A 12,150-nucleotide genomic window follows, 5' to 3' on the forward strand; every position below is an offset into this window, starting at 1 on the left:
CCATGCGGGATTCGAGTCTCCGCGACGGATGTCAGGGGAATCCCATGTCGATCTCCTTCGAATTGGATCAGGCGCGTCGCAGGGCCATCGCCACCGTGCCGCCGGGGACTTCCTGGATCAAATTCGAAAAGGCGGTCCTCGCTGCCGTGGCCGGCGACCCCGACCTGACCGACTGGAACTGGATCATCGATGATCAGGGCCCGATCGACGATGTCGACGTGGGTGGCATGGTGCGCATCGGCGAGACCTTCTGCCGACTGGCCAGCGCTGCCGGTCGCAACACCTACACCGTTGTCGTCACCACGGACCGCTTCTTCGATACATGGGCCCGTGTGATCGATCTGAACTACGGGGAACGCAGGCACCACGGGGCTCCGACCCTTGCGGCCGCCATCGCCCTGCTGGACAGGCTGGAGACGTGAGGCTGACATCGCCGCCCCCTCCGTCACGACGCTTGCGCGTCGCGCCACCTCCCCATGACATGGGGAGGAGATAAAAAAGGGCGGCCCGGGCCCTTGAGCCCCCGCCGTTGACCCCCGCACCCCCTCGCTGTGGTCTTTGTGGCTTCTCTTCGCTGTGGTCTCTGTGAAGAACCCCTGACGGTCAGCCCCCTACCACCCCCCGTCCGTTTCTGACGCACCCGCGTGCCAGCCTCCCTGGCATGACCCACGCCGCCCCATCCCCATCCCCCGCCCCCGACGACGTCTGGACGGTCGCGCGCGAGGCCTATCTGGCGGGGTCGACCGCCGCCATGGTCTGTCGCGAGCTGGCACTGTCGCCGTCCACCTTCTGGCAACGCGCCGCGCGTGAAGGGTGGTTGCGCCGCGACCATCCGCGCCGGGCCGACACCCTGCCGCCCCTCGCGCCGGTCAATCTGGATGACCCCGTCGATGATCTGTGGACCGCGCTCGACAAGGTCTGGCACCGCATCTGCGCTGCGCTGGATGCCGGGGATGCGGCCGGGGCCGTGCGCTGGACGCGGGTCCATGCCCAGCTGAAGGCCACGGCCACCGCCGAGAACCAGGCCCGGGCCGCCGAGCGCCGCCGCGCCGCCCATCAGCAAAGCCTCGATGCGCTGCGCGAAAGCGAGGCCATCGTCCGCGCCGCCGAGGCCCAGCTGGCCGCCCTCCACGCCCAGCAGGCCGTCTCGGAAGTGGAGAAAGTGGAGTCTGTTTTGCGGGACTCCACTCCACCCCCGGCGCAACAGCCCCAACCACCCCTCAACCGCGCCCAGCGCCGCCGCCTGCAGAAGCGGGGGAGCGGCCCCTGAGCCTTAAACGCCGCCGGACTGCCCTTGCGGGCCCGTCACGGATACCAGCGTCAGTCCCAGCATGGCCCCCACCGCCGCGATCAGCGCATTGGCGCCGAACAGCGCGAATCCGGCCGCGCCCATCACGGCCCCCGCCAGAAGCCCCAGCCACAGCAGCAGGAACGGCACCCATCCGAACCGCTCCCCGCCCCACAGCGCCACGGTGATCCGCTTGCCCAGCTTCACCAGGGTGCCGGTCATATAGGTCAGGCCGACCCGGACCTCGCCATTCTCGGCAAAGACGGTGTTCTGCGCCCCCATCGCCAGCGCCAGCGGGATCGCCGCCAGAACCCCGAGGTCCAGCCAGTGCGCCACCAGCGACAACGCCAGAAGGCCGGTCACCAGTCCCAGGATCGCCGACTCCTTGGACGCCCGGGCCAGCCGGCCGACGCTGGCGCCCACGACCACCCCGATCACAAAGGCCAGGATCAACCCGCCCGCGACGACAGCGGTCCAGTTCCCGCCCGCCAGGCCGACCCCCAACCGCGTCGAATTTCCACTCATGAACGACACGAAAAACCCGCCCGTCATCAGAAATCCAATGACATCGACAAACCCGGCCACCGCCGAAAAGGCGGCCGCCAACAGCTTGGCGCGCGGGTCGAGCTGCAGCATGGGGCTACCCCGCCTCAAACGGATAAGGACTGACCGACTTGGCCCAGTCGTCTACGGCCAGCGGCCGGTCCAGCGGCGGGGCGGCGCGCTCGGCGCAGGGGTGGCGGTGGCACAGCCGGCAGGCCGGGCCGATCGGCGTGACCTCCGGCGCGGTCAGGTCCAGCCCCCGGCTGTAGACCAGCCGGGGCGCATGCTTCAGCTCGCACCCCAGACCGATGGCCAGATCCTGCCCATCCTCGGCCCCGTCGCCCTGCCGCCCGACCGTGCGCGCCAGGGTGAACCAGCGCCCGCCCTCCGGCGTCTCGATGATCTGGGTGACGATCCGCCCGGGCGTCCGGAAGGCCGCATGCAGCCGCCAGCGCGGGCACGCCCCGCCGAACCGCGAGAACGGAAACGCGCCCGAGGCATAGCGTTTGGAGATATTGCCCGCCTGATCGACCCGCATCAGGAAGAAGGGCACCCCCCGCGCCGTGGGCCGGGACAGGGTGGTCAGCCGGTGTGCCGCCTGCTCGAACGAGACGCCGAACCGCGCCGTCAGTCGCCCGAGGTCATAGGCTGTGTCCTCAGCGGTTGCCTGAAACGGGCTGTAGGGCATCAGGGTCGCGGCCGCGAGCGTATTGGTCAGCGACACCTTCAGCAGCCGCCGGGTCGCCTCATCCGGGGGCCGGGCCGCCCCGGTCATCGCCTCCAGCTCGGCCCCGTGCTCGCTCAAGGCCAGCTGATAGGCGACGGCAAAGGCCCGCGACGACGGCCCCAGCGTCTCGGACAGCAGCAACCGTCGCCGGTGCGGATCGAACCGCCGCGTCCACTCGACCATCACCTCGGCCGGCATCACCTTGACGGTCAGGTGGTGGCGGCTGACCAGTCGCGCCCGCGCCGCAGCCTCGAAGCTGTCGTGCACCCCGCCCGCCGGGTCGAACAGGGCGGCATGAAGCGCCTCGCCCAGCGTATCCAGCTCGGCGAAATGGTTGTTCCGCGACTGGATGTGGTCGCGCACCCAATCCGAAGGCGTGCCGGTCTCGACCCCGCCGTGCTCGGCCTCGATCCGGCTGCGGCTGCGCTGTTCGGCCAGCGACCGGTAAAGGCGGATCAGGGCCTCGGCCGCCCCCGGCAGGTCCTCGCCCAGCTGCAGGATTTCATGGCGCGGCACGCTGATGCCGGAAAACAGGGGGTCGGCGAACACCTCGGTCAGCTCGGCCTCGCCCACCCCGCCCTGGTTCAGGGCGCGCAGATCGACGTCATAGGTCTCGGCCAGCCGCAGCAGCAGCTGCGCCGTCACCGGCCGCTGGTTGCGTTCTATGTGATTGAGATAGCTGGGGGAAACCCCCAGGTCGGCGGCCATGGCCGTCTGCGTCAGGTCCAGCTCACGCCGCAGCCGCTTCAGCCGCCCCCCCAGAAACAGCTTGCGATCCGGCGCCTGATCCATGGTCGCACTCTGTCATATTGTGACGGGCTTGCAAGTGTCATGATGTGACTAACTGTCAGGATTACGGCCTGTCCCTGTGTATCAATCGTGACTGTCGCGTGTTTCCTTCCTCGCAACCGGTGGCCGCGCGCCGCCTGCATCCAAGACGAGGGACTACCCATGACCACTTTCGCCGATCTGGTGCCGTCGCCCAAGGGCCGCTTCGACGGGATCGAACGCCCCTACACGCCGGAAGACGTCCTGCGTCTGCGCGGTTCGGTGCCGATCACCCACACCCTGGCCGAGCGCGGCGCCAATCGCCTCTGGGAACTGCTGCACAGCGAGCCTTACATCAATGCCCTGGGCGCCGTGACCGGCAACCAGGCCATGCAGATGGTCCGCGCGGGCCTGAAGGCCATCTATCTGTCCGGCTGGCAGGTCGCCGCCGACGCCAATACCGCCGGGGCCATGTACCCGGACCAGTCGCTCTACCCGGCCAATGCCGCGCCGGAACTGTGCCGCCGCATCAACCGCACCCTGCAGCGCGCCGACCAGATCGAGCATGCCGAAGGCGGGGCGAAACGCGACTGGTTCGCCCCGATCGTCGCCGACGCCGAGGCCGGCTTCGGCGGGCCGCTGAACAGCTTCGAGATCATGAAGGCCTTCATCGAGGCGGGCGCTGCCGGTGTCCACTTCGAGGACCAGCTGGCCAGTGAGAAGAAGTGCGGCCACCTCGGCGGCAAGGTGCTGATCCCGACCCAGGCGCATGAGCGCAATCTGGTCGCCGCCCGTCTGGCCGCCGATGTTATGGGCACGCCGACGATCACCGTTGCCCGCACCGATGCCGAGTCGGCCCAGCTGATCACCTCGGACATCGACGAGCGCGACCACCCCTTCATCAACCGCGAGGACCGCACGCCCGAGGGCTTCTTCCGCCTCAAGCCCGGCACCGGCCTTGACCACTGCATCGCCCGCGGCCTAGCCTATGCCAACATCGCCGACCTTTTGTGGTGGGAGACCTCCCACCCCGACCTCGACGATGCAAAGAAGTTCGCCGAGGCCATCCAGAAGGAGCACCCCGGCAAGCTGATGGCCTACAACTGCTCGCCCTCCTTCAACTGGGAGGCCAGGCTGGACAAGGAGACCATCGCGAAGTTCCAGCGCGAGCTGGGCGCCATGGGCTACAAGTTCCAGTTCGTGACCCTGGCGGGCTTCCACAGCCTGAATAACGGCATGTTCGAGCTGGCCTCCGGCTACCGCGACCGCGGCATGGCGGCCTACTCCGAGCTGCAACAGCGCGAGTTCGCCAACGAGGCCGCCGGCTACACCGCCACCCGCCACCAGCGCGAGGTCGGCACCGGCTATTTCGACCAGGTCGCCACCGTCATCTCGAACGGCCAGTCCTCGACCACGGCGCTCAAGGACTCGACCGAAACCGCCCAGTTCGTCGCTGCCGAATAGGAAAGGACCCCACCATGGAACCCATCAAATCCACCGACGGCATCATCGACTTCTGCCTCGCCCCGCTCAGCCTCGACACGGGCTCCGAGGCCGAACGCGAGGTCCGCCGCCGCATGACCCACGTCATCCGCACGCTTCAGGCCAAACTGGCGGCGCCCGTCGCCGTCGACTTCTCGAACATGCCCTCACAGGTCATCAACGAAGCCGCCCACGGGTACGAATAAGGAAATCCTCCCCCGACGCGAAGCTTCGGGGGAGGGGGACCACGGAGTGGTGGAGGGGGTGGAAACCGGACACCGGCGGCTGGAGGTCGCCCCCTCCACCCCCCTTCGGGCGGTCCCCCTCCCCCGTGAAGGACGGGGGAGGATCTTTTAGCTGAACGCGAACAGCAGGCGGCCCTCGCCCATCCGCTCGCGCAGGCCCGGCAGGTCGGCGTGGGCGACCGAGAAGCAGCCGTAGGACCGGCCCAGCTTGCCCTCGCGCTCCAGGAATTCCGGATCGGCGTAGTCAGCGCCGTGGACGATGATGGCCCGCTCGCGCGCCTTGTCGTTGGAATACTCCAGCCCGTCCAGCAGGACATTCGGCCCCTGCTGCGGACCCCAGTTCGGGCCTGCGGTCACATAGGACCCGACCGACGACATGTAGCTTTCCGGTGTGTTCGAAAAGGTGCGCGGAACCCCCGTATGCTCGGGATCCGATCCCCGGCCGTGGCTGGTCCGAAGCGCGGTCACCGTCCCGGCCAGCAGGTCGACCTCATACAGGCGCGGCTGGGACGAATGGACCTTGAAATCGACCAGATACATCCGGTCCCGCTGCGGGATCCGGCGGTGGTGGATGTCCAGCGCGGCCATGGCCCGGTCCATCACTTCCTTGCGCACCAGACCCTTGGGGTCCAGGGGCGCGGGGTCTGCACTGGCAAGCACCGTCGGCTCAATCAGCGGGGCCGGCACCGGCTCGGGCATGACCAGCGGTGCGGCCAGCTCAACCGTGCTGGCGGTGGCGGACGAGCATCCGGCCAGAAGCGCGGAGCCCCCCAGGATCAGTCCTCGTCTCGATATCCGCATGCGACGCCCTGTTTGCGGTTCAACGATGATGTCGACTTGTTTCAAATCCGCACGGCCATATCAACCTGAGCCTTGGCGAAACCCCACATCGGCCTATGGTGCAAACCTCGTACCGGGGAGGGGAAGATGCGTTCGATCCTGATGGCGATTGGCCTGTGGCTGCTGTCGACGGTGCCCAGCCTGGCACAGCAAGCGGCGGTCCCGACTGGCCTTTCTCCTGATGGGGGAACGACGTTCCTGCAGGTCGGTCGTCTGCTCGCCGACCCGGGAACCGGCAGAATTCTTACGGATAAAACTGTCGTGATCACGGGTGGCCGGGTGGTCGAGATCCGCGACGGCTTCGTCGGCGAGGGCCGGGTCATCGACCTGCGGGACGCCTTCGTCCTGCCCGGCCTGATCGACAGCCACGTCCATCTGACCAGCCAGCAAAGCCCGACCGGCCGCCTGGACGCCGTCACCCTCTCGACCTCCGACCGGGCGCTGATCGGGGCCCGCCATGCCCGGCTGACCCTGATGGCGGGCTTCACCACCGTGGCCGATCTGGGCGGAGCCAATGAAGCGGTCTTCGCCCTGCGCGACGCCATTCGGCGCGGCGATGTGATCGGCCCCCGCATCATCGCCTCGGGCTCCTCTGTGTCCATCCACGGCGGCCACGGCGATGCCAACGGCTATCGGGATGAGGTCCTGCACGTGCTGTCCTCGCCCAGCGTCTGCTCGGGCGTCGACGACTGCATGCGGGCCGTCCGCGAACAGGTCCGGGCCGGGGCTGACGTCATCAAGATCACCGCGACCGGCGGCGTCCTGTCGAACACGGCCGCCGGTCTGGGCCAGCAGTTCACCGAGGCCGAGCTGGCCGCCATCGTCGAGGCCGCCCACCGCATGGGCCGCCGCGTCACCGCCCACGCCCACGGCACCGACGGCATCAACGCCTTCCTCCGCGCCGGGGGCGACTCGATCGAGCACGGCACCTACCTCGATGACGAGTCGATCCGGCTGATGCGTCAGAGCGGTGCCTGGCTGGTGCCGACCCTGATGGCCGGGGACTATGTCGCGCGCGTTGCCTCGGGCCCCGACAACTTCTTCACCCCCGCCCAGACGGAGAAGGCCCTGCAGGCCGGACCCCTGATGCTGGACATGGCCGGTCGCGCCCACCGGGGCGGCGTGCGGATCGCGTTCGGCACCGACTCCGGGGTCTCGGCCCACGGCGACAATGCGCAGGAGTTCGCCCTGCTGGTTCGCGCCGGCCTGACCCCGCTGGAAGCCATCCAGACCGCCACTGTCAACGCCGCCGAACACCTCGGCATCGCCGATCAGGCCGGCCGCATCGCGCCGGGCATGCCCGCCGACCTGATCGCCGTACGCGGCGACCCGCTCAGCGACGTCACCGTGCTGGAACGCGTCACCTTCGTCATGAAGGGCGGGGTGGTCTACAAGTCGGAATAGGCCTCAGCCGCCGCAGGCCCGGGCCAGCAGGGCGTCCAGCGCCGCCGCGTCCTCGAAGCGGGCGCGGACGGGCCAGGCGGTGACGCGGGCGCGCCAATCGGGGGGCAGGCGCACCCAGTCCTTTTCGGTCGTCACCAGACCGGCGTCGAACACCGCCGCCCGCTCGGCCAGGGCCTTCAGTTCGCCGTCGGAATAGGCGGCGTGGTCGGCGAACGGGGCAAAGTCGACCAGATTGCAGCCCGCAGCCTTCAGCGACCGCTCGACCTTCCACGGCTTGGCGATGCCGGCAAAGCCCATCTGCGGTCCGGTGGGAGGAGGGCCAGCCGGCTCCAGCCGGGCGATCAGCACGGGCAGGGCACCGAAGGTCGTCACCAGCTCCGGATCGGGGGCCTCGAGGTCGGCCGGCATCAGGATGACGACCGCGTCGGCCCGGGCCAGCCCCGTCGCCAGCGGCTCGCGCATCGGGCCGGAGGGAAACACCGCCCCGTCGCCGAATGGCCATTCGTCATCGCGGGTCTCGCCGTCGACGATGACAAGGCTGAGGGTCTTGGTCAGCGTGGGGTTCTGGTGGGCGTCGTCCAGCACCAGGGCTTCAGCCCCGCCTGCCACGGCGGTATCGGCCCCGGTCGCCCGGTCCCGCGCGATCCAGGCCGGGGCGACCTGCGCCAGCATCAGCGGCTCGTCGCCGACATCCTCCGCCGTGTGCGCAGCGGGATCGACCTGCACGGGCCCTGCCAGCCTGCCGCCATAGCCGCGCGACAGGGCGTGGGCCACGACCCCCCGCGCCTTCAACCGCTCGAGGATCGCCAGCGCAATCGGCGTCTTGCCCGAGCCGCCGACCGTCAGATTGCCGATCGAGATGACCGGCACGCCCGGATCATGCGGCACCGTCCGCGCGATCCGCCGCGCAGTCGCCGCCGCCCAGATCCACGAGACCGGCTTCAAAAGCAGCCGGGGCAGCACGCCGTATTTGCGGTCGCGGCGGTACCACCAGCGGGGGGTCGAGATCTTCATCGGCGTCCTCCGGCCGGGGGCAGCAGGGGCACCATCGCCTGCCACAGGACCTCCAGCCCGCCGTCGGCGCCGGCGGCGGCCTGTTCTGCCTGCCGCCCCAGCTGGCGCGCCTGATCCCGATCGGCCAGCAGTTCGCCCACCCGGGGGGCCAGACGGGACAGGTCGGTGATGATCTCGAGGCCGCCCGCCTCGGCCATCGCCCCGGCGATGCTCCAATTGCTCATGTCCGGCCCGGTCAGGGTCGGCCGGGCCAGCCGCGCGGGCTCCAGCGGATTGTGGCCGCCGACGGGGGCGCGCCCGATCAGCGGCCCGAAGGCCCCGCCCAGCACCACCACCTCGGCCAGCCTCAGGAACAGGCCCATCTCGTTCAGGGTGTCAGCCAGATAGACCTGCGAGTCCGCGCCCGGCGTCTCGCCCCGGGACCGGACCGCGACCGTCAGGCCCAGCGCCGCCATGTCCGCCTCGATGGTTCCCGCCCGCTCCGGGTGGCGCGGCACGACGATCAGGAAGGGCAGGGGGTCGAGCGCCTGCAGCCGCTGGACCAGCGCGGCTTCCTCGCCGTCATGGGTGCTGGCCAGCACCACCACCGGCCGGTCGCCGATGGCCCCGCTCAGCCGGTCGAATTCCTTGCGGTCAAAGGGCAGGGGCGCGCCCACCAGCTTCAGATTGACCCGCCCGCCCGTCCGTCCGCCCAGATCGGCGATCCGGCTCGCCGAGGCCTCATCCTGCGGCAGGATGCAGGCAAAGGCCTCCAGCAGCGCCCGCGCCGCCGCCGGGCGCTTCTTCCAGCCCGCCGCGCTGTGCCCGGTGATCCGCGCGCTGGCCAGCATCAGCGGAATGTCCCGCGCCCGCGCTTCAAGGATCAGGTTCGGCCACAGCTCGCTCTCGACAAACAGGCCCAGCGACGGTCGCCAGTGGTCGAGGAACCGCGCCACTGCGGCCGGCACATCGACCGGCGCATACTGGTGGATCACCCCCTTGGGCAGGCGCTGGGCCATCATCCGGGCCGAGGTGGTCGTGCCGGTCGTTACCAGCACCGACAGGTCCGGCCGCCGCTCGGCCAGCAGGGTAATCACCGGCAGCAGCGACAGGCTCTCACCCACGCTGATCGCATGCATCCAGACCAGCGGCCCGTCCGGGCGAGCCACTCCGGCCTGCCCCAGCCGCTCGTCCAGCCGTGCCGGGTCTTCCTTGCCCTTGCGTGCCCGGTGCGCCAGCACCCGGGGCGCTAGCGGCTGCAACAGCCGGGTCAGCAGGCGGTAGCTGTGCAGCAGCAGGCTCACGCCGCGTCCCTGCTCAAACCCGTCAGCCGGTCGGCGCGCGCCTCGACCGCGTTCAGCCGGTCGGTCCACTCGGCGGTGACGGCCTCCATGTCACCATCCCCGGGCCAGTCGACGCGGTCCCACACCACCGCCCCCTTGCCGAACGGCAGGGGCAGGACCGCCCGGTCCCAGCTGTTCAGCCGAATGGCGGGGCTGCACGACACCCCGATCAGCAGCACCGGCGCGCCCGACATCCGGGCCAGGGTCGGCAGGCCGGGCGCCATGACATTGGCCGGGCCACGCGGCCCGTCCGGCGTGATCGCCAGCCCGCCGGTCTTCAGCTGCCGAAGGCCATCGCGCAGGGCCTGCGCCCCGCCCTTGGCACGGTCGGCCTTGTCCTTGTTGGCCGAGGACCCCCGTATGGCTGGAAACCCCAGCCGCGCCACGGCCCGCGCGATGAACTGACCGTCCGGCGACAGCGAGATCAGGGCCTTGGTCGGTTGCGCCCGGTCCAGGGGCCAGCTCGCGGGCGACAGGGCGATGCGCGAATGCCAGAAGACCGCCAGCACCCCGCCGCCCTGGTCCCAGACCGCCTCGGCCACGCCCTCATTCTCGCGCTGCCAGCGGATGGTGGCGAAGCAGAAGGCCATCCACCGCGCCAGCAGCCAGGCCAGCAGGCCCTGGATCAGAGGATTGCGCAGCGGCCTCATGCCACAACACCGGCGGGCTGTCCGTCCAGCGCCTGACTGCGCGCCAGCCGGGCATACAGGCCCTTCTGTGCCACCAGATCGGCGTGGCGGCCCTGTTCGACCACCCGCCCGGCCGAGATCACATAGATGCGGTCGGCGTTCTGAACCGTCGACAGCCGGTGGGCGATCATCAAGGTGGCGCGGCCCTCCATCAACCGCTCCAGCGCGCCCTGCACCAGCGCTTCGCTCTCGGTGTCCAGCGCACTGGTCGCCTCATCCAGCAGCAGGATCGGCGCATCCTTCAGAAAGGCCCGGGCGATCGCCACCCGCTGGCGCTGACCGCCCGACAGGCGCAGGCCCGCCTCTCCCGCCCGGGTCTGATAGCCGTCCGGCAGGGCGGTGATGAACTCATGGGCCGCAGCCGCCCGGGCCGCATCCTCGATCTGGTCCTGCGTCGCGCCCGGCCGGCCATAGGCGATATTGGCCGCGAGCGTGTCGTCGAACAGGAAGGGCTCCTGCGTCACCAGGGCGATGCGGTCGCGCAGGTCGGGCAGCTTCAGCTCCCGGATGTCGCGGCCATTGATCGTCACCTTGCCCGCCGTGACGTCATAGAAGCGCGGCAGCAGGCTCAGGATGGTGCTCTTGCCGCCGCCCGACGGTCCGACCAGCGCCACCGTCTCGCCGGGGCGGACCACCAGATCGACGTCGGAGAGGGTCGGGGCGCTGTCTTCGTTCAGCGGACCATAGGCGAACGACACGCCCTCCAGCGCCACCGTCACCGGTCCGTGCGGCAGGGGGGCGGCATCGGGTGCCTCGCGGATCTCGGGCTGGATATCCAGCGCCCCGAACAGCCGGTCGGCCGCGGTCAGGCCCTCGGACATGACGGTCTGCAGATTGGTCACCTGACGCAGCGACTGCCCCGCCGCCATCAGCAGGCCGATGTAGGCGGCAAAGGCCCCGACCGTCATCGCCCCGTCGCGCGCCTGCCAGCCGGCATAGGCCATGACGGCGGCGACGATCATCATGGCCACGAGGTTCGACATCGGACCAGCAAAGGCGCGGGAATCGGCGCTCTTGATCACATGGCGCTGGCGCCGCCCCACGACCTCGCCCACGCGGGCCTGTTCGGCGTCCTCGCGGTTCTCGATCTTGATCAGCCGCACCCCGTCCAGATTCTCCATCAGGGCGGTCGACAGATTGCCGGTCTCGACCATGGCGCCGGTCGTGGCCTTCTTCATCCGCTTGCCGAACCGGCGGATCACCAGGGCGATCAGCGGCGCGCCCAGCAGCACGATCAGCGTCAGCCGCCAGTCGGTCCAGGCCATATAGGCGATCACCGCAATCAGGGTCAGCGCATGCTGGGTATAGTTGACCATGCCGTTGGTGAAGGCTTCCCGCACCAGATTGGCGTCGAACAGCACGGACGAGACAAAGCCGCCCGAATGCTGCGCCCGCAGCCGCGCCAGATCGGCCCGGATCATCGCCCCGAACAGCTTGATCTGGATGTCGCCGACGATGCCGTGGCCCAGCCGGTTGACCAGCGCCGCCTGTCCCAGCGCCGCCACCGTCCAGATCAGGCCGGCCCCCACGATGATCAGGGGAATCCACACCAGCGCCCGCCCGGGCGGCACGGTGATCACGCCCCAGATGGTCACCGCCTCGCCGAGGAACAGGCCGTCGATGGCCGGCTCCAGCAGCTGCAGCACCGTCGCCGCCATGATCCCGACCACCGCCGCGCAGACCAGCGACAGGGCAAGCGCCGCCTTGTGCCGGGACAGATAGTCACGCCAGATCCGGCCCAGCAGCGGGCGGGCAGGTCGGGTGGGTGCGTCGGACGCGGACATGCCCTCTCGGTCGTCTGATGCCCCCCGCAAGTCAAGCGTCTGGC

At 69.8% G+C, this 12,150-nt stretch carries 12 protein-coding genes; 5 read left to right on the forward strand and 7 right to left on the reverse strand.

What is annotated here, in order from left to right; genetic code table 11:
* Positions 1-44: 44 nt before the first annotated feature.
* Together IBJ06_RS01370 and IBJ06_RS01375 are read left to right on the forward strand one after the other, a co-directional pair.
* Positions 45-422 (forward strand): hypothetical protein, encoded by a 378-nt coding sequence (locus tag IBJ06_RS01370; protein WP_292156726.1) that lies wholly within the window; start codon positions 45-47, stop codon positions 420-422.
* A gap of 239 nt (positions 423-661) precedes the next feature.
* The gene (locus IBJ06_RS01375; protein ID WP_292156727.1) at positions 662-1,270 is read left to right on the forward strand and encodes a hypothetical protein; all 609 of its coding nucleotides are present in this window, start codon (positions 662-664) and stop codon (positions 1,268-1,270) included.
* A 3-nt stretch (positions 1,271-1,273) separates the two neighbouring features.
* On the opposite strand, the gene IBJ06_RS01380 is transcribed toward IBJ06_RS01375, so the two are convergent.
* On the reverse strand, positions 1,274-1,924 hold the full coding sequence (locus IBJ06_RS01380; protein WP_292156728.1) for a DUF1275 family protein: 651 nt from the start codon (positions 1,922-1,924) through the stop codon (positions 1,274-1,276).
* Positions 1,925-1,928: 4 nt separating this feature from the next.
* The gene (locus tag IBJ06_RS01385) at positions 1,929-3,350 is read right to left on the reverse strand and encodes a helix-turn-helix transcriptional regulator (RefSeq protein WP_292156729.1); all 1,422 of its coding nucleotides are present in this window, start codon (positions 3,348-3,350) and stop codon (positions 1,929-1,931) included.
* A 159-nt stretch (positions 3,351-3,509) separates the two neighbouring features.
* Between IBJ06_RS01385 and aceA the strand changes: the two genes are divergently transcribed.
* Complete coding sequence (aceA, locus tag IBJ06_RS01390; RefSeq protein WP_292156730.1) at positions 3,510-4,790, forward strand: isocitrate lyase; 1,281 nt, start codon at positions 3,510-3,512, stop codon at positions 4,788-4,790.
* Positions 4,791-4,804: 14 nt separating this feature from the next.
* Positions 4,805-5,014: a hypothetical protein gene (locus tag IBJ06_RS01395; RefSeq protein WP_209116798.1), complete on the forward strand. Its 210-nt coding sequence runs from the start codon at positions 4,805-4,807 to the stop codon at positions 5,012-5,014.
* 147 nt (positions 5,015-5,161) lie between these two features.
* Here the strand turns inward: IBJ06_RS01395 and IBJ06_RS01400 are convergent, their stop codons facing one another.
* Positions 5,162-5,854 carry a murein L,D-transpeptidase catalytic domain family protein gene (locus IBJ06_RS01400; protein WP_292156731.1) on the reverse strand — a complete coding sequence of 231 codons (693 nt, stop codon included), beginning with the start codon at positions 5,852-5,854 and terminating at the stop codon, positions 5,162-5,164.
* Between the two features lie 126 nt (positions 5,855-5,980).
* Here IBJ06_RS01400 and IBJ06_RS01405 point away from each other — a divergent pair, with 126 nt between their 5' ends.
* Positions 5,981-7,297 carry an amidohydrolase family protein gene (locus tag IBJ06_RS01405; RefSeq protein WP_292156732.1) on the forward strand — a complete coding sequence of 439 codons (1,317 nt, stop codon included), beginning with the start codon at positions 5,981-5,983 and terminating at the stop codon, positions 7,295-7,297.
* A 3-nt stretch (positions 7,298-7,300) separates the two neighbouring features.
* On the opposite strand, the gene lpxK is transcribed toward IBJ06_RS01405, so the two are convergent.
* The 4 genes from lpxK to IBJ06_RS01425 are packed head-to-tail and all read right to left on the reverse strand — an operon-like array spanning position 7,301 to position 12,106.
* Entirely contained in the window at positions 7,301-8,311 is a 1,011-nt protein-coding gene (gene lpxK, locus IBJ06_RS01410) for a tetraacyldisaccharide 4'-kinase (RefSeq protein WP_292156733.1), read from the reverse strand.
* Positions 8,308-9,594, reverse strand: coding sequence for a 3-deoxy-D-manno-octulosonic acid transferase (locus tag IBJ06_RS01415; protein WP_292156734.1), 1,287 nt, complete (start codon positions 9,592-9,594; stop codon positions 8,308-8,310). Before IBJ06_RS01415 ends, lpxK begins: the two co-directional genes overlap by 4 nt.
* Positions 9,591-10,283, reverse strand: coding sequence for a lysophospholipid acyltransferase family protein (locus tag IBJ06_RS01420; protein ID WP_292156735.1), 693 nt, complete (start codon positions 10,281-10,283; stop codon positions 9,591-9,593). Before IBJ06_RS01420 ends, IBJ06_RS01415 begins: the two co-directional genes overlap by 4 nt.
* A complete protein-coding gene (locus IBJ06_RS01425; RefSeq protein WP_292156736.1) occupies positions 10,280-12,106 on the reverse strand; it encodes an ABC transporter ATP-binding protein in 1,827 nt (608 codons plus the stop codon). The genes IBJ06_RS01420 and IBJ06_RS01425 overlap by 4 nt, the downstream gene beginning before the upstream one ends.
* Positions 12,107-12,150 lie beyond the last annotated feature (44 nt).

The sequence above is a fragment of the Brevundimonas sp. genome (assembly GCF_016742135.1).
Taxonomy (GTDB): Bacteria; Pseudomonadota; Alphaproteobacteria; order Caulobacterales; family Caulobacteraceae; genus Brevundimonas.